The sequence below is a fragment of the Tumidithrix helvetica PCC 7403 genome (assembly GCF_965232925.1).
Taxonomy (GTDB): domain Bacteria; phylum Cyanobacteriota; class Cyanobacteriia; order Pseudanabaenales; family Pseudanabaenaceae; genus Tumidithrix; species Tumidithrix helvetica.
The window spans coordinates 1-18,744 of sequence record NZ_CBDDRA010000022.1 but is presented as its reverse complement, the minus strand read 5'-3'; the positions used below and the strand labels follow the sequence as shown (position 1 = coordinate 18,744).

The window sequence follows — 18,744 nt, the reverse complement described above, 5'->3', positions numbered from 1 at the left end:
AGTACTCCTAACTAAATGTCAAAAAAATGCTTTTTCAGTAATTGGGATGGTTCTCGTATTTGTTGAAGTATTTGTACAATTCTTGTGGCACTGTTACCATCTCCGTAAGGATTCGCTGTTTGCGAACAGTCCATTCTAAAGGCTGCTTGGATAGCTTTAGTAATCTCAGCAGCAATGGGTTCGCAGTTAATAATTGAGGTTGCCTGTAGTCTTCCCTTTTGGCGATCGCCAATATTTACAGTTGGTTTACAAAAAGAGGGAACTTCGTAAAGACCGCTTGAGGAATTGCCCACAACTGCATCAACTTGGGAGATCGTGCTGAGATAGCGAAGTTGACCTAAGGAAGTATAGGCGACTGCATGGGGATGAGTACGGACATAGTTAGCAATCATTTGTATGATAGTTCTACCACTAGGATCGGAATTGGGCATTGTAAATATAATGCCCAAATTGCTACCTAAAGCGTCAATTCCTTGGAGAATCTCTAGAAATTGCTTGGCAGTAGACTGCATATCAAGTGTGACAGGATGAAAAGTAACGAGAATATTCTTTTCTCTAAACTTGAAGTCTAGAGACTTTTCCAGTTCAAACCGACTTAACATCGTGAGTCGTTTAATTTGATCGATGCCTGGGCTACCATAGTTATAGATGATATCGGGGTTTTCACCCAGTTGGCGCACTCGCTTAGCTGAAATTTCATTCGTGACAAAATGCAGGTGAGACATCTTGGTGATGGCATGGCGAATTGACTCATCAAATGCACCTTCTGTAGTGTCACCACCAGCAATGTGGGCAACGGGAATTTTTGCGATTAATGCTGCTTGAACTGAGGCAAGAATTTCATAGCGATCGCCCAAAACCAATAAAATATCTGGCTGTGCTCGTTCCAAGGCATCAGCAAAACCAATTACCGCTAGCCCTATCGACTTTGTAATACCAACAGGTGTATCACTGGATAGGAGCATTTCTACTTTTGCTACAATCTCAAATTCATTTTTACTAATTTCTTGATAGGTCAACCCAAACTCAGGTGAAAGATGCATTCCTGTTACAATTAATTGCAACTGCAAATCAGGTTTAGATTGAATCTCTCGCATCACTGAATATAGAAGTCCGTAGTCGGCGCGAGTGCCCGTGACAGCACAAATTCTAAGCTTCTGCTGCATAATTTATTACTTAAGAACCTTCTTCTGCTAAAAAGCTACTACTTGGAAGATTAATTATTCTTCTAGCTAAACTTTCAGTGACACTAACATCCATTCTAGGATGATGAGTAAACATGGGTAACTTATGCATGGGTGTCCAAACAGGACGGGTCATAATGCCATTACTGTTTGTTAAATTGAGGAACTCATCTCGTTGCCAAGCACATTCTTCATCAAAAAGTAAAACATTTAACCAATAGTTACTTCGGGCAAATCTTGGTTCAGTAAAATAGTAAAGTCCTTCCCATCCCTGTAAAACTCGTTCGTATTGCGCTGCCAACGATCGTTTACTAGCTAAAAATTTAGGAAGTTGTTCAAGTTGCGCACAGCCTAAAGCGGCATTGAAATTAGGGAGGCGATAGTTATAGCCAACCCGATCGTGAGAGATTTCCCATGCATGAGAGACCTTTGCAGTTGTGGTGATATGTTTGGCTAATTTTCCCAAAGACATATCATTTGTTAAAATCGCACCGCCACCACCTGTAGTTACGATCTTATTCCCATTGAAGCTAAGAGCCGAAATTAACCCCCAATTGCCTGTATGTCGATTCTCATAAAAGCTGCCTAATGATTCTGCCGCATCTTCTATTAAAGCTAAATTAAAGTGGCTACAAACTCGTAAAAGTGGCTCAAGATCGACAGGATGCCCAAAGGTATGCACAGGGACAACAGCTTTAATCTGTCGCCCAGTTTGGCGATTCCAACATCCTTCTGGTCGGAGATCCGCGATCGCATCTAGATAGTTACCGAGTTTATAGGGATCGAGACCGAGGGTTTTTTCGTCACAATCAACAAAGTGAGGAATTGCACCACAGTAAGAAACAGCATTGGTTGTTGCTACAAACGTCATAGAGGGAATAAGAACCTCATCATCTGTTTTTACCCCACCTAACTGCAAACAGATATGCAGTGCCGAAGTACCATTTACCACTGCGATCGCATGTTTAACCCCTGTATATGCTGCTAACTGCTCTTCAAATTTATCGACAAACTTACCAACAGAAGAAACCCATCCTGTATCAAGGCATTCCTTTGCATATAGCCACTCGTTACCCTCAAAATGAGGCTCATGTAATCCGATACTATCTCTGTGTTTGGGTAAAACGCCTTGCAAAACTTTTAGCAGTTTAGTTAAGTCAATATGACTCATTTCTGATTACACATGGTTTCAAATATTGTAGATATTCGCCTTATATTGCTTTAGATTAGAGGGATTTGCAAACCAATCAACAGTTTCTGTTAAACCGCGCTTAAGTCCCTCATATCCATTGTAAAGAGGTTCCCATCCCAACAGATTCTTTGCCTTTGTATTATCTGCCCAAAGCCTTTCAACTTCACTCTTTTCAGGACGTAACCTAATTTCATCTGTCTCCATCTTAATCTCTACACCCATCACTTCAGAAATCAGCTTGACTAAATCGCCAACTGATATTTCAAAATTACTACCTATATTAATAACCTCACCAATTGAGCCACTAGATGCCGCAACGGATATAAAGCCACGTACAGTATCTCGTACATAATTAAAGTCTCTTGTCGGATGTAATGCACCCAATTTAAGCAGGCGCTTACCGGCTGCAATTTGAGTGATTATAGTTGGGATTACTGCTCTTGCCGATTGACGTGGACCATAGGTATTAAAAGGACGGATAATTGCTACAGGGGTATTAAAAGCATGATAAAAAGACATGGCAATTTGGTCGGCGCCAATCTTACTCGCTGAGTAAGGTGACTGTCCTTGTAAGGGATGTTCTTCGGTCATTGGAACAAACTTAGCTGTCCCATACACTTCACTTGTAGAAGTCACAACTACTTTACTTACTTCTAACTCTCTTGCTGCTTGAACAATATTTAGCGTGCCATTGATATTTGTATCGACATAGGTAGCAGGAGAGTGATAAGAATAGGGGATAGCAATTAAAGCTGCTAGATGAATCACAACATCACAACCCTTCATTGCTTGTTTTACTCCAAAGGGGTCGCGAATATCTCCTGTAAAAACATCTAAATCATATTGAATATCTTGAGCAATACGATCGAGCCAGCCCCAAGAATTAAAAGAATTATAAAGGACAAACGCCCTTACTTGATGCCCAGTCCTTACTAGTTCTTCAGTTAAATGCGAACCTATAAATCCATCAGCACCCGTAACTAAGATTTTTTGATGAGAAATGTTCAATTAATAACTTTCCTAAGAGCCTATTTGTAGCATAACCTTTGTAGGATAGAGATTTCAAGAATTCCTTGAAATTAATGGTTACGATCGTATCAGGACTCAGATGAAACTGGCTTCTATGCGAATGGGTATATCTCCTAACTTGTAGCATCTCACCCATGTTGAGACAGTCTGCGATCGCTTTGGCTCACCATTGTTGGTTAGAGCAACTAGATTAAGCCATTTTGAAAGGCAAAGATGGCGGCCTGGGCGCGATCGCTGACCCCTAATTTATGCAAAATTGCATGGACGTGAACTCTGACCGTTCCAGGGGCGATGTAGAGAATATCGGCAATTTCATGGTTGGTTTTTCCTTCTGTAATCAGAATGAGAATTTCTTGCTCTCGCTTGGTCAAGGAATTGGGTATTGATTCAGGGCTAGATTTGAAATTTCTTTGAAAGGCTGCTTGAATTTCTCCTGTGACCGACTGATCCCACCAAGAAGCACCTGCCGCCAGCGATCGCAATGCCAAAATTAGGACTTTGGCTTCAACCCCCTTAAGACAATATCCCTTTGCCCCAGCTTCGATGAGTTGAGCAATCAAAGATTTTTGGACGCGCGAAGTCAGGATTAGAATCGGAAGTTGTGGTTTAGCCTGCAGGATTTGACGGCAGGCCTCAATGCCACCAATGCCCGGTAAGCCGATATCTAGCAGCACCACGTCGATAGGTAATTGTTGAGCTAGTTGAACTGCCGTTTCGCCATCGCTTGCTTCGGCTAACACATCAATGCCCTCTTGTTGGAGGGCCACCCGCAAACCTAAGCGAAACAGCTCGTCATCTTCTACCAACAAAATCTTCATGGCATGAATTAGGTTTTAACTAGGTAGCGCAAAGTCAAGCATAGTAGCAGCAACTTTAGGAGTTTGGTTTTCTACCCAAATTTTACCGCTATGGGCTTCAATAATTTGACGACTCAGGTACAGAGTTAGATACTTTGAACTGACTACTTATTGGATCAAATCAATTGCACGACGGCTTGATTTTCAGCGAGAAGTTCGTTGGTGAGCAGATCCTCGACGGTGATTCTTAAGGTGCGTTGGTCGTCTACGGTAAAGAGAACCTTGATCCGATCGCTACCGGGTTTGCCTAGGGGATTGAGTTTGGCAATTGTGCGACTCTCGGGGCGATCGTTGAGGGGCTGCACGGAAATTTGATTTTTATCGAGCGCACGGGTAACAAGGCGATCGCTGTCAAAATAAACCTCAATACTGGTTTCGCCAAGTTCGCCGATTACGAGTTCGATACTGGGCTGATCTTGCCTCGAAGCACCTAAAATCAATTCCACGGGTTTTACGAGGGGGTAGGATTGCCCTGCTTTGACGAGCGTATGCCAGTTGTGACGCTTGTAGCGTTTGTCCCAATAGCGCACCCCATAGCTGTGATAGAGAAAGTCTTGCACTTCCCAACCCTGAGAAATTGCACCGTGGGCGATCGCTTCAAAAGGTTTGTCGGCTTTAACTTTTTCGACTGGAAAATGCTTTAACGTCCAATCTCGCACGGCGGGAATCTGTGCCGTTCCTCCCACGAGCAGAACGGCATCGATATTCTCTAATTCCAAATTCTGGCGGGTTGCTTGCTGGCGAATTTGCTCTAGAGCAGCATCAAGGTTGGCAAAAAATTGGTGTTGTTCGAGAATTTGATTGAATTGAGCGCGATCGAGCTGTAGCTCGTAGCTGTTAAAGGTTTCGTCATCAAAAAGCACTTCGCTGGCTTGCTCGGAACTAGAAAGTTCGATCTTGATTTTCTCCGCCAAGCGCGTTACGAGGGAATTCTTAACCACTCCTTGGGTCGCGTGGAAATGATCGACCAACCAGTTGTCAATATCTATACCGCCGAGGGTTTGTCCCACCTTGGCAAGTACCTTTGCAGTTTGGGCTTTCGATTGGGTATTTGCCAAAGCATTCACTGGAGAGTTTCCCCATTTGAGCAAAAATCCGAGGGGAGATTTCTGTTTGCTTGCAGGCGAATTCTCCGCACTTTGGGATAACAGTTGGGGAAGGGTGAGTCGCACGAGCGACAGATCGAGCGTACCACCACCAAAATCAATTACTAAGAGGGTTTCATCGCCACGGGTGATACCATAGCCCAGAGCCGCAGCGGTAGGCTCATCCAGCAAGCGTACTTGTTTGACTTCTAACCGATCGCAAATTCCGCCCAACCATTGCCGATAGGGTTCAAAACTATCGACGGGAACTGTAAAGACAATTGACTCGACATCGGGAAGCTGGGCGATCGCACGAAGTAAAAACCACTCGCCAACCTGCTCAAAGGTCACCTCTTGTCCATCTAGCTCAGGCACAAACACGGGTGCTGGATTGCCGATCGCGCGTTTAAAGCTACGAAAAAAACGCTGTTCGCCCTTGGTGAGTTTGATATCTAAGCCGCGATCGCGGACTTCTTGCCCTACGAGGACTTGCGAGGTCTGGGCATCTTGGACGTAGACCAAACTTGGAATCAAGGGTGGATTCCCAAACACAAGCGAACTCAAGCCTGCCAGCTTGACAGTCTCCACTTCACTGCGTTTAGCTCCATCCTCTGAGGAATCGCTAATTCTCGCTATGACGGTATTGCTCGTACCAAAATCGATCGCATAATGCATTGTTGAGGGAGTTTAGATAAAAAACAAAGTGGAAAATTCGTGACATTCTTCAATATAACTAATCTGCAACTCAATAGTCAGATATAGGCTTAACCTTCGGCTGAATGAGTTGGTGCTCAGTGTTTATCAGCAATTTTACCCAATATTAATGGACTTAAGAGTTTTTGTATTTTGGGGTATATTTAAACATTTGTTTAGATTAGGTGGTTAAATTTAAACAGATGGGTAAGATTTTTTTGCTGGACTATTCAGACTCAATATGACTAGCGGGTTTACAAGACAGGAAACGATCGATCTTACAGGGATTGACTCAGGTCGGCTTAGTTACCTTGACCGAACCAAGTTGATAGTGCCTCAGAAGTTTGGTAATCCTAAGCATCCAAAAGTTGTTTATAGCTGGCAACAGGTTCTGGAGATCAAAACTATTGAGAGACTTAGAGAAAACTTGACACTTCAGGAGATTCGGAAAGTACTCAATTTTTTAAAAGAACGAGATTATGAGCCTTCTTTTTTCGCGCATAAGCTTGTTTTGGTAAATTCACAATTGTATTTAATTGAAGACCTAAAACAATTTGGTTTGACGGTTTTAGAGGCATCAGGAGAAAATAAAGGGCAAGTTGTGATACATGAAGTTGGTGCGATCGGTGACATTATTACTGAACTATTAAGGGAGGCTGAAAAGCATCATGTACTTGATTTTGAGAAACGTGCAGGGCTTGCATTAGCAAGTTGACAATCACTATGACTAGCCAAGCACTGTTTAATGAAGCTTTAGATATAACTCAGCGTATTTGGATGGATCGTTATCAGATCGAACCAAAGCGTGATATTTCTATGCCTGAAATAGATGCTTCGGAACCAGTGGGGATTAATGCTTTATGGACAGACTATGGTTTGCGTCCTAATGCCAATAGCCTTGCTTTCTTTATTCAGTCTATTTCTAATGAGAATGATTTAAATCGATGGAGACGAAGACTGGAAGAATGGCCAGTTCGGGGAGCTTTACTAGTTAGCTCTGACAATCTACATCTTGTCACAGTTTCGGATTCTTCTAAACGATTAGATGAGAAGACTTTAGATATTAATACTTGGCGTGAGACCCTAGTTTCGACTAAACCAGAACATTTTATGCCAAAGGCTCTGTCTCAGTTTCGTCAAGGACAATTATCACTTGCAGATTTAGAAGAGTCTATTTCTGAAAGAAGTTTTACATTCTTGCTACGTCAGCAGGAAAGGATTGATAAAGCATTTCAAAAAGCTATTGAAGAAGCATTAAAAAAAGTTAAATCTTCAAAGGGGCTAGGCTCATCTAGGAATGAGATTAAAGGTCACATTATCCGAGTCGCAATCGCTTATTTAGCAGCAAGAATTTTGCAGGATAAGGGTTTTTTCGGGACTGCTGAATTACCTCAAACAAACGATCCCTTAGATTTACTTAATCTTATGGTGACTCGTACCAACGGCTTTTTTAGTCGAGCTTTGGAGTCTGCTCAATTTACTAACGAAGTAATTCGACAACAACTTGCTCTCTATATGGGGCAATCAGTTAGTTTTGTCCTAACTAATCATCGTGATGTAGGCAGTTTATATGAAAAAGCAATTATAGAATTACCTGATGACTTAAATGGAAATGCATGGGGTGATTTGAACCGGCATTACACCCCGATCAAGGTTGCAGAAAAAATGCTTGAGTTATTACCATTAGAGCGGATTCGACCAGAAGAACGTTTTATTTTTGACCCTGCGGCTGGTTCAGGAAGTTTGCTTTTAGCAGCTACTGCTCGGCTTTCTCAAATGTCGGACATCCCTACTCATGAACAATCACGAAGAGATTATCTAGCTAATCATGTGATCGGCAACGATTTAGATAGGGATGTCAATTTAATCACTCAGCTTCGCTATTTTCTAGCTAGGGAATCTACTGGCATTTCTGATTTCCTGCCATTTCCAAATTTTTATGGTGAAGATTATAAATTGTTAAGCAAGGAGAATATCATACAAAAAATCGGCAATAAGCCTCGTATTCTAATTGCTAATCCTCCCTTTGAGATAAGAGGAGATAAGCAATTAGCCTTTGAGTTTGTCAAACAATCTATCAACTGGCTAGAGGAAGGTTCTCAATTTGCGTTTATTTTGCCAAGCTCTTTTATCTCAGGCAAAAAATATGGTATATCAGATATTCGTAAAACTTTATCTAGTAAATGTAACCTATTTGAGATTTGGCAACTACCTGTAGGAACCATTGGGGTTAGTGCTAGACAAGACACTTGCGTAGTCTCTGGTTCTGTGGGTCAGCCTAAAAAATATTATTCTATTTCAAGAAAAGTTATTTCTGGCGCTGAAACTCCTGAGATACGCAATGATGGCTACTTAGGAACTTCATGGACTTCATCAGTCAAGCCTAATGGGGACTGGACTAACATTACAGCACCCAAAGTTAATCTATTCGTTCCAACAATTCCATTATTAAATCTCTTTTTTGTTTTTAATGGAGTCAAGCACCATGCAGGTAATCTTCCTGTTGAAAATCCGCCTGTCGATAGACCCTATAAACGAACATGGCGAAGAACTTGGGGGAAAGAAGGCTCTCTTTGGGCTGATCCAGAAAGAGTTAATCCTCTGTTGCGGTGGATCATATATGACTCAATTGCTTTAGAAAGACCTAGATTTAAAGTTGCTGATCTATTTGACAAGCCCAAAATCCTTGTCGGTAGCATAGCAAGTATTTCGTCTAAGAATAATAAGCCTCTTCCTGTACAACTAGATACAACTGGCTTCTGTCCCAATGACAGTATTTGGCTTATCTTACCTATTCAAGAAGCTCAGATGACGAACAAGGGATACAAATCAGATCAACAACCTAGAAATTGGGAAAAACTGAGCTTTAATGAACAAAAATTGTGGTTATTGGGAATTCTATCTTCGGATTTAGCAGTGGAATTATCTATGTTTGGTCGTGGGACTATTAATTTAACAGAAGATATTCTCCTTGATTTTCCGCTTCCTCTGTCTGTGGATCTACAAATTATAGATGTCACTACTCAAATTATTAAACGAGAGCAAAATGGTGAATCTATTCCAAATCCCGATCCTCTAAGAGAACAATTAAATCGTCTAGTAGAAAAATCCTATGGAAATCCCACATGGATTAAACGTCAGCGCACAGGTAAGTCGCCAGAATTAGAGGCTTGGAAACAAGAGAAAAAAAGAAAGACTTTGACTGTTATTGGCCAAGTTTTGGAAATCAACCAAGACAACGATCAAATTTTGTTGAGACTTAGTGGACTATTAGATGATAATGACGAAGCATGGTTGCCATTGCCTCAAGAATTGCCAGGTTGGGCTCTCGATGGCACTGTCTTTGAAGCAGAACTTAGTGAAGATATAGAAACCTTTGAGGAACTAGCTCAACGTCCTTGGGCATTGAGAAAATTCCGACATACACCCTACCCATACCTAACTAATGAAGAACTAAAAGCCAAACTGAGTAGAATTACTGACAGGGAGGATTTCTGATGACCTGTGAAATTGTATTTTTACCTGTTGGTAATGCAGACTGCATCATTGTTCATGCTGAAGATGCTCTTGTTGTTGTCGATCTTGGTAAAAATTCACGGTTTATTTATAAATGGCTGGAACAGAGGCAATTCAAAAAGATTAATAGAATTTACGTCACACATAATCACAAAGATCATTTCCCCTTTAAATCCATCATAGATTTAGTCAAATTCCTTAAGTTATGGTTTAGCAACAACGGTGAGATAGAGATATTTAGCTTGCCTTACGGATTTTATGACCATGCCAATGAACAATTAAACATTCAAAGAGGTCATGATCCTAATTATAAAGAGTTAGAACAAGCATTGATAAATGTTTTTGAATGGGATCGAAGTCGTAAAGTTCGCTTTGTTGAAGCTCTCTCCGATCCAACACCATACCCAATTCATAATCTTCAAATATATACTATTCATCCCAGATCTCCATTTATTGCTCAACAAAAAAGCAAAAACAAGATTAATGAAATCTCTCTAGTGTTGCGAATTGTTTATGGAGAATTTATCGCTATATTCCTAGCAGATTTAGAAGGTGCTGGGTTAGCCGATTACTTATCTGTTGTAAAAGCTAGTGCAGAAGCAACTAAAGAAGCTAAGGCAAATATTGTCAAAATTCCTCATCATGGGGGATATCCGTCAAACGGTGATGATTTGAAAGAATTATTGGCTTTGATTGATGCCGAACTTGCAGTTTTGTCTGTGGGAAGTACAAATCGATATGGTCACGTTGAACCAGAGCTTTTTAAGGCTTTAATTGAGTTAAAAGGCAACAAGGATAATCGTCTTGATGGATTTATCTGTACTGAGGTTACACGCACTTGCGTTCATTCAGCAAGCGATCGCTCGGCAATGGGGAAATCAGGACTATCCTTATCTGAAGCCAGCAAATGTGCAGGCGAAATCACGATTATTGCTGAGACATCAGGTAAATGGAAGTTAAAAACTGAGACAAATCACTCAAGCCAAGTTGCAAGTTTCCCATATGCTGCTTGCGATGGACGTGCAAATGAGCCATGCACCGCTCTCAAAGAAATTGAATGCTATTAATGACACTCCTCAACAATTGTCTCGGATATGAGTTGACTTTCTACTTGCATGAGCTGGGGCTCTGTTGTTTGCAGAGACAGACTTTTTTATTTCCCTAATCTAATCCCCCTCCTAGTAAAGATTCATAAAAAGCTAATAGTTCCTCCATATTAAACCGTAGCTGCTACAACTGGAAATGCATCAGTCGCCTCAGGACTATTTGCCTCAGAGGGCGGTACGACCTGCCAAAACAGCGGCAGATAGTACGACCAGTTACTGAGAATTTGCTTGGCTTTAGGACTACCCGTGCGATCGCTACTGGCTTGAATCAATTCCTTGAGTTGTCTTTCCCCAGCAGCAGCCGCAACCCTTTGTACCTTAAGGGTTTCCTTGCTGAGCTTAGAAGTAAAACTAGAATCTTCATCTAAGAAGTAGGCAATCCCGCCAGTCATACCAGCGCCGACATTGCGACCCGTCTTGCCTAGCACCACGACAACGCCACCAGTCATGTATTCGCAACAGTGATCGCCCGTGCCTTCTACCACGGCTTTTGCGCCAGAGTTCCGCACGCCAAAGCGTTCGCCTGCCTGTCCGTTGACGAATAGGTAGCCACCCGTGGCTCCGTAGAGACAGGTGTTGCCCGCAATCACATTCTCCGCAGGGTCGTAACTGCATGTGGCATAGGGTTTGATACTGATTTCACCGCCATGCATGCCCTTGCCGATGTAGTCATTCGCTTCGCCCACGACGCTCAGATGCAAACCGCCAATGTTAAACGCGCCAAAGCTCTGTCCCGCCGCACCATGAAATTCTAAATTCAATTGACTGGCTAAGCCAGAGTTGCCATATTGCTTGGCGATCGCACCCGATAGCCGCGTGCAGACAGAGCGATCGGTATTCACGATGGGGAACGACTTTGACAGATCGGTTTGGTTGGCGATCGCCGCTTGAATCTCAGGATCGGCAAGAATTTCGTCATCCAAAACGGGCCCATTACTGTGCGCTTCGGTGGCATGATCTAACCAACTGCGATCGGTTGTCGTATCGGGTAGGTTAATCAGGCAGCTCAAATCGATGGCTTGAGGTTTGGCGAGCTTGACATCCGTGCGTTGTACCAGCAGGTCAGAGCGTCCGATGATGTCGGTGAGGGAGGTATAGCCTAACTTCGCTAATAGTTGACGAATCTCTTCGGCGACAAAGCAAAGGAAGTTCACCACATGTTCGGGCGTACCGGGGAAGCGTTTCCGCAGTTGCTCCTGTTGCGAAGTCACACCGACGGGACATTTATTCGTGTGGCAGACCCGCGCCATGATGCAGCCCTCAGCAATCATCGCTGCCGTACCAAAGCCATATTCTTCGCCACCGAGCATGGCGGCGATCGCGATATCCCAACCCGTCTTGAAACCGCCATCGACGCGCAATAGCACGCGATCGCGCAGTTTATTTTGCATCAAGACACTGTGAACTTCCGTGAGACCGAGTTCCCAAGGCGAACCTGCATGTTTGATCGAACTCAGGGGCGATGCACCCGTACCGCCATCGTGACCAGAAATTTGGATGATATCCGCATTCGCTTTCGCTACCCCTGCGGCGATCGTGCCGATACCAATTTCCGCCACCAACTTCACCGAAACCTTGGCAGTAGGATTGATTTGATGCAGATCGTAAATTAACTGCGCGAGGTCTTCAATCGAGTAGATATCGTGGTGGGGTGGTGGTGAAATCAAAGATACACCGGGCTTAGAGTTCCGCAACATGGCGATATAAGCACTCACCTTGGGGCCAGGTAACTGTCCGCCTTCACCGGGCTTCGCCCCCTGAGCCATCTTGATTTCCAGTTGATTGGAACTGGTCAAGTAGGCAGGTGTGACACCAAACCTTCCCGAGGCAATTTGTTTGATTGCCGAGTTTGCTGTATCGCCATTCTTTAAGCCCTTGAGATGGGGGAATGTGGGGGAAATGCCTGTGGAATCATCCACATCCTGAATTTGCAAATAGCGAATCGGATCTTCGCCGCCCTCACCGCAGTTAGATTTTCCACCCAAACGATTCATGGCGATCGCTAACACTTCATGAGCTTCGCGACTCAGGGCACCCAAGGACATCGCTCCCGTACAGAAGCGTTTGACAATTTCGGAAATCGGTTCCACCTGTTCGATGGGAATGCTGGGGCGATCGCTTTTGAATTCCAACAGATCGCGTAGTGCTGTCGGCGTGCGGTTTTGTAACTGCTGACGATAGACTTCGTAGTGGTCGTAGCCATCACCTGCTACCGCTTTGTGAAGTGCCTTCGCCATTTCGGGGCTATTCATGTGGTACTCGCCACCGTTGCGATACTGCACGAAGCCGTAATTCTCTAGTTTTTTGTGGTGCAGATCAGGGAAAGCTTGCTTGTGGAACGACACCACCTCGGAAGCGATATCTGCCAACTGCATCCCACCGATGCGCGAGGTCGTGCCTCGGAAGCATAGATCGATAACTTCCTTGCTAATCCCGATCGCTTCAAAAATCTGAGCGCCGTTATAACTCGACAAGAGCGAAATTCCCATTTTTGAGAGGATCTTTAACAGACCGCCTTCTACGGCTTTGCGATAGCTATCCTGCACCTGAGCCATCGTCATCTTCTTAACCTTGCCCTGTTCCATTTGCATCTGGGTTTTGGCTTTACCCCACCATTGGCGCGTGGTTTCATAGGCAAGATATGGACAAATCGCACTGGCTCCGTAACCAATCAAGCAAGCAAAATGGTGGGTGCTCCAGCATTGCGCCGTTTCTACAACGATGGAAGCTTTCATGCGCAGGTTCTCGCGGATCAAGCGATGGTGCACGGCTCCCACTGCCAATAGAGGGGGGACGTAAGCACGATCGGCATCGAGCAAGCGATCGGATAAAATTAGAATTTCGCTACCTTGACGCACTGCTTCAACAGCAGAATCGCAGAGGGAAGCGATCGCATCGGCCAATCCGCTAGAACCGCTACTCACAGAGAAAAGCATATCCAGTTTTGTGGAGGCAAATCCCATCTGTTGCATTTGCTCCAACTCTGCCTCGTTCAGCACGGGACTCTCGATCTTAAGTTGTCTTGCCGCTTCGGGATTTACTGCTAAAAGATTACCGCGACCGCCCAAGCACATTGCCAGAGACATCACCATGCCTTCACGCAGGGGATCGATGGGAGGATTGGTAACCTGCGCGAAGCGTTGTTTAAAGTAGTCGTAGAGCAAATGCGGACGGCTGGAAAGTACTGCCAAAGGCGCATCATCGCCCATACAAAACACAGGTTCTTTCCCTTCTTGAGCCATGGACTCAATGACCATATCGACATCTTCGGAGGTGTAACCAAAGGCGGTTTGATATTTGAGAACGCTAGCCTCATCTAAAGCCGTAGCCGCATGGAAAGGCTGTGCGGTCAGGGTTTTACGATATTGTTCGATCCATTCGCCATAGGGATGTGCTGACGCTATGCGCTGCTTGATTTCCCAGTTTTTGAGAATCTCTTGACGCTCGAAATCCACGGCAATCATTTGCCCTGGACCAAGTCTGCCCTTTTCTAGAATTTCCGCTTCGGGGATATCTACGGTTCCTGCTTCGGAACTGACGATTACCATGCCACTGCGGGTAATGACATAGCGGGCGGGGCGCAGACCATTGCGGTCTAAAACAGAACCGATCACCTTACCATCGCTAAAGGCAAGCAGTGCAGGGCCATCCCATGCCTCTTGTAAGCCGCTGTAGTATTCGTAAAAATCAACAATTTCAGGATGATCCTTCAGGTCGGGCTGGTTATCGTATGCCTCAGGCACCAAAATCATCATGCTTTCCAATGGGCTGCGACCTGATTCCACCAACAATTCCATGACGTGATCGAGGGTGGCGGAATCGCTTTCATTGGGCTTCACCACGGGCATAATTTCGGTTAAGCGATCGCCCCAACTCGGATGAGCCAAATCGGCTTGACGAGCCAAAAACCAGTTGATATTGCCAAGCAACGTATTAATTTCGCCGTTATGTCCCAAAAATCGCATCGGTTGGGCGAGCGGCCATTTGGGCATGGTATTGGTACTAAACCTGCGGTGATAGATCGCAAAGTGGGAGACGTAGGCAGGATTTCGGAGATCCTCATAAAATTCACCAAGAATTTCCGATCGCACCATGCCTTTATAAATAATCGTGCGCCTAGACAAGGAGGCAACATAAAATTCTTGCCGCCACGAGTAATACAAACGCTCAACTTCTAACTTAATCCGTCGGCGCGTCAGGTGAATCGCCCGTTCCACACTATCTAGCGCTGCGTCTGCATGAAAAACCACCTGCTCGATATGGGGTTGATTTTCCCTTGCTTGAGCCCCTAAAACGTGAGGCTGTACGGGAACTTTACGCCAACCTACAAGCGTTAGCCCTTCTCTAGCGGCACAACTTTCGGTAACTTGACGGCATAGCGCTTGACGCTCTGGTTGCTGGGGTAAAAACATCATTCCCACGGCTGCTCTTTCAGGCTCGATCGCAGGCAGATCCTGTTGTAACAATTGCCAAGGAATTGCGGTCATCAAGCCAGCGCCATCCCCAGAGTCGCGATCGGCACTGCAACCACCGCGATGTTCGACGCAAACTAAAGCTTTGAGGGCGGCGGTAATCAGCTCATGGCTCGCCCGACTGGCGCGATCGGCCAACCACCCCACGCCACAGGCATCCCGCTCTTCTACAAGCCAAGATGGGCCGGGAATATGGGTAGATTGCTGGGTGGGTTGAGGATCGTTCGCGCGGCTAGCTTCCATCAGAGTTAGGGATCGGGTTTAATAGGGGTTTTTTAATTTTAGGTCAAGCAAAACAATACCTTGCTTCTGAAATTATCCCGAAGGTAAGCAGAGGCTGTTACTTAATGTTTTTTTAAGTAAGTTTTTTAAGTATTGTTAACTTCGATCTCAATTATAGGCGATCGAAGAGGGTCAACTGTAATTACAGCGACACTATAGCGATCCTTAATGGACGAGATAGGAGTCGAACCTATGTTAACCACGATAACCCTCACTCTTCGTCTGCAAAAATTTTTGATTTAAGCAGCTAGGTACGAACAAGGGGCTTCTCGCCCAAAGATGATGTAGTTTTAGATGTATTTCAAGAAACTAGATAGATTGTAACACGCATACTACATATATTGCAAGTCCCTGTCAAAAATTTTTTCTAAATTGCAGTAGATTTAGAGAATCCCATGGCTTTAGTGAAACGAAATCGTGGGATTCTTTAATCAAGAAGAATCTTCATTTGGGATTGTCATGTGGCTATATATTCTGAAGCGATCGCTAGGGGTAGTTCCCGTTCTACTAGGGATCACGCTATTGGTATTTTGCTTGCTACATTTGATTCCTGGCGATCCTGCGGTGGTTTTGCTGGGCGAACGCGCCACCCCAGAGCAAGTGGCATCCCTGCGCCAACAACTGGGCTTGAATGCGCCGCTTCCATTGCAATACTTAGCCTTTCTCACCCGTCTGGTGCAGTTCGATTTGGGGCAGAGCATCATCAGTGGCATTCCCATCATCGTGGAACTGAGAAACCGCGTCCCTGCAACGGTGGAACTATCTGTTGCTGCGACGACCGTGGCGATCGCGATCGGAATGCCTTTAGGGATTTTGGCAGCAGTTCGCAAAAATAGCTGGATCGATCGCCTGATGATGACAGGCTCGTTGATTGGGGTCTCTCTCCCGATCTATTGGTTGGGGCTACTGCTGGTTTATCTCTTTGCCGTAAATTTACACTGGCTGCCCCCGAGCGGACGCCTGAGTACCAATCTTGAAATGAACTTCCAACCGATTACAGGTTTTTACGTCTTAGATGGTCTATTGCGCTTAGATTTCACTATATTTTGCGATGCGATCGCCCATCTCATCCTCCCCGCCTTAACTCTGGGCACAATTCCCTTAGCGATTATTGGGCGCATGACCCGCAGTGCCATGCTAGAGGTACTATCGCAAGATTACATTCGCACTGCCAAAGCCAAGGGATTGAGCGATCGCCTCGTGATTTTACGCCATGCTTTGCGCAATGCCATGCTGCCGATTGTGACGGTAATTGGCTTGCAGTTCGGCACACTACTAGGTGGCGCGATTCTCACTGAAACCATCTTTTCTTGGAATGGAATTGGCTCTTGGGTTTACGATGGCATCTTGGCGAGGGATTATCCCGTCGTTCAGGGTGCAGTGATTGTGATTGCTTCAGCCTTTACGATCGTGAATCTGCTCGTGGATATTTCCTACAGCTTTTTAGATCCGCGAATTCGCCTGTAGAATGGGTGGACGACCTGCGATCGCGAATATCATGACTGCGCCACTCCATCCCTATCAAAATCAGTTGCAGAATCAGTTGCAGAATCAGTTGCAGAATAGGTTCTTAACCCGATTCCTCAAATCTCGTGCAGGTGCGATTGGTTTGCTGCTGACGATCGCCCTGCTACTCGTAGCAATTCTATTTCCCTTCATTCATCCCTACGACCCTGCGATCGATCGAGATTATCTGGCGCGTCTGGAGGCTCCGAGTCTCAAGCATCCCTTTGGTACGGATGGGTTGGGCAGAGACATTCTCGTTTTGGTTCTTTATGGCATTCGCACCTCTTTGCTGATTGGGACTGTGGCAGTGAGCTTTGGCTGTGCGATCGGAACCCTGTTGGGACTGTTGGCAGGCTATATGCAGGGATGGCTAGATTTAGCGATCGGCTGGGTGACGGATATTCTCTTGGCATTTCCTTCGATTTTGTTAGCGATCGCGATCGTTACAGTGACGAGTCCCAATATCCAAACGGTGACGATCGCTGTCGGGATCGTACAAATTCCCATCTATATTCGCTTAGCGCGAGGTATGGTTCTCTCTCTGAAGCCTCAACAATTCGTGCTTGCTTCTCAAGCGCTGGGGGCTTCGCCGATGCGCCTGCTATTTCGCCATATTTTCCCTATGAGTTTACCGCCCTTGGTAGTGCAAGCAACCCTCTCGATTGGAACTGCCACCATAGAAGCCGCAGGTTTAGGATTTTTGGGCTTGGGCGTTCAACCTCCCACGCCCGAGCTCGGCATGATGTTGGCCGATGCCTTTAAGGGGGGCTATTCGCTCTCTGCACCTTGGACGATGCTTTTTCCTGGTTTGTTGATTACGATAACGGTGCTAGCATTTAACCTGCTCGGTGATGGCTTAAGAGATAGCCTCGATCCGCGATCGGATACTTAATCCCTTCTCGCTGAGAATTACTAGGCGATCGCCGACGAACTTCCAACAGCAAAGGCATAACGATTAATTCCGAGCGTGCTTTTTCGGTATTAATTGCCAGCGCTAAAGATACATTTTCGGCAAATGTCTGCCTCAGCACATCACTTTGTGGCAAACTTTCCGTAGAGGCAAAAAGATTGATTTCTTCTTCTATGGTGAGTGAGAAGTCTTTTTCTACATCCCTCAAACTAAAACTGCTGTATGCCATACGACGATCCTAGTAGTGAGAAAAACAAAGAACTAGGGCGATCGTTGCCCATCCTACCTATGATTTTAGTTTATTGGATGAGGTTACGTTCGTTACGTTTACCGTTTAAAACGTTTAAGCGATTGCTTAAAGCAGACCCTGATAGCATGTGATAAAATCTCGAAATACAGAAGAATATTATTGTCGCGGTAACGCTTTGAAAGCTATTTACAATATCGATAAATTACTCCTGAAGATATCAAAACTGAAGCGCCTGTACCGCCAAAAACGATTTTGACCATTTTTGCCCCTCTGTCATAGTTCATAAGTAAGTTGGGAGTACTATAGAATTTATGTCAAGTTTTGAGGAAATTATTAAATTTCGAGAAGAAGTGAAAAGGAAAGAGCTAGAGAAGAAAAAGATAGAGATAGAAAAGCTTCGCAACGAAAGAAATGCTTTTGAGCAACTAAAAGAAGCACAGAAAGAGTTTGACAAGAACCATCAATCAAAGAATAAAAGAATAGAAGCATTGTTTAATAGCTTTATTAAAAGTATTCTTAATGACTTTGGAGAAGTTGTATAGGGAGCATCTCAATTAGGCACTGAGCAAATATACTTAGGGGCATAGAAATAACCGTTGAGGTAAGCACAACGATGCTTCAAGACTTGAGCAACATTGTGACGGTTCCATTGAGCACCAGAA

13 protein-coding genes are annotated in these 18,744 nt (G+C 44.6%); 6 read left to right on the top strand and 7 right to left on the bottom strand.

The window, feature by feature from the left end; genetic code table 11:
• Window positions 1-11 precede the first annotated feature (11 nt).
• The 5 genes from neuC to ACP2WE_RS18750 form a co-directional block, all read right to left on the bottom strand.
• Window positions 12-1,166 (bottom strand): UDP-N-acetylglucosamine 2-epimerase, encoded by a 1,155-nt coding sequence (gene neuC / locus ACP2WE_RS18770; protein WP_425217072.1) that lies wholly within the window; start codon window positions 1,164-1,166, stop codon window positions 12-14.
• A 10-nt stretch (window positions 1,167-1,176) separates the two neighbouring features.
• Complete coding sequence (locus ACP2WE_RS18765) at window positions 1,177-2,355, bottom strand: LegC family aminotransferase (RefSeq protein ID WP_425217071.1); 1,179 nt, start codon at window positions 2,353-2,355, stop codon at window positions 1,177-1,179.
• 18 nt (window positions 2,356-2,373) lie between these two features.
• A complete protein-coding gene (locus ACP2WE_RS18760; protein ID WP_425217070.1) occupies window positions 2,374-3,384 on the bottom strand; it encodes an NAD-dependent 4,6-dehydratase LegB in 1,011 nt (336 codons plus the stop codon).
• Between the two features lie 206 nt (window positions 3,385-3,590).
• Complete coding sequence (locus ACP2WE_RS18755) at window positions 3,591-4,223, bottom strand: response regulator transcription factor (protein ID WP_425217069.1); 633 nt, start codon at window positions 4,221-4,223, stop codon at window positions 3,591-3,593.
• 155 nt (window positions 4,224-4,378) lie between these two features.
• A complete protein-coding gene (locus ACP2WE_RS18750) occupies window positions 4,379-6,022 on the bottom strand; it encodes an Hsp70 family protein (RefSeq protein WP_425217068.1) in 1,644 nt (547 codons plus the stop codon).
• A gap of 259 nt (window positions 6,023-6,281) precedes the next feature.
• On the opposite strand from ACP2WE_RS18750, the gene ACP2WE_RS18745 reads away from it, so the two are divergent.
• The 3 genes from ACP2WE_RS18745 to ACP2WE_RS18735 are packed head-to-tail and all read left to right on the top strand — an operon-like array spanning window position 6,282 to window position 10,623.
• On the top strand, window positions 6,282-6,755 hold the full coding sequence (locus ACP2WE_RS18745) for a MerR family transcriptional regulator (protein WP_425217067.1): 474 nt from the start codon (window positions 6,282-6,284) through the stop codon (window positions 6,753-6,755).
• An 8-nt stretch (window positions 6,756-6,763) separates the two neighbouring features.
• Complete coding sequence (locus tag ACP2WE_RS18740; RefSeq protein ID WP_425217066.1) at window positions 6,764-9,538, top strand: N-6 DNA methylase; 2,775 nt, start codon at window positions 6,764-6,766, stop codon at window positions 9,536-9,538.
• Complete coding sequence (locus tag ACP2WE_RS18735) at window positions 9,538-10,623, top strand: ComEC/Rec2 family competence protein (RefSeq protein WP_425217065.1); 1,086 nt, start codon at window positions 9,538-9,540, stop codon at window positions 10,621-10,623. The genes ACP2WE_RS18740 and ACP2WE_RS18735 overlap by 1 nt, the downstream gene beginning before the upstream one ends.
• 149 nt (window positions 10,624-10,772) lie before the next feature.
• Here the strand turns inward: ACP2WE_RS18735 and ACP2WE_RS18730 are convergent, their stop codons facing one another.
• A complete protein-coding gene (locus tag ACP2WE_RS18730; protein WP_425217064.1) occupies window positions 10,773-15,377 on the bottom strand; it encodes a glutamate synthase-related protein in 4,605 nt (1,534 codons plus the stop codon).
• 498 nt (window positions 15,378-15,875) lie between these two features.
• Here ACP2WE_RS18730 and ACP2WE_RS18725 point away from each other — a divergent pair, with 498 nt between their 5' ends.
• Window positions 15,876-16,883 (top strand): ABC transporter permease, encoded by a 1,008-nt coding sequence (locus ACP2WE_RS18725; RefSeq protein ID WP_425217133.1) that lies wholly within the window; start codon window positions 15,876-15,878, stop codon window positions 16,881-16,883.
• Window positions 16,884-16,914: 31 nt separating this feature from the next.
• Entirely contained in the window at window positions 16,915-17,814 is a 900-nt protein-coding gene (locus ACP2WE_RS18720) for an ABC transporter permease (protein WP_425217132.1), read from the top strand.
• On the opposite strand, the gene ACP2WE_RS18715 is transcribed toward ACP2WE_RS18720, so the two are convergent.
• Window positions 17,759-18,061 carry a hypothetical protein gene (locus tag ACP2WE_RS18715; protein ID WP_425217063.1) on the bottom strand — a complete coding sequence of 101 codons (303 nt, stop codon included), beginning with the start codon at window positions 18,059-18,061 and terminating at the stop codon, window positions 17,759-17,761. The two genes, ACP2WE_RS18720 and ACP2WE_RS18715, sit on opposite strands and share 56 nt — an antisense overlap.
• Window positions 18,062-18,393: 332 nt before the next feature.
• On the opposite strand from ACP2WE_RS18715, the gene ACP2WE_RS18710 reads away from it, so the two are divergent.
• The gene (locus tag ACP2WE_RS18710; protein WP_425217062.1) at window positions 18,394-18,624 is read left to right on the top strand and encodes a hypothetical protein; all 231 of its coding nucleotides are present in this window, start codon (window positions 18,394-18,396) and stop codon (window positions 18,622-18,624) included.
• Window positions 18,625-18,744 lie beyond the last annotated feature (120 nt).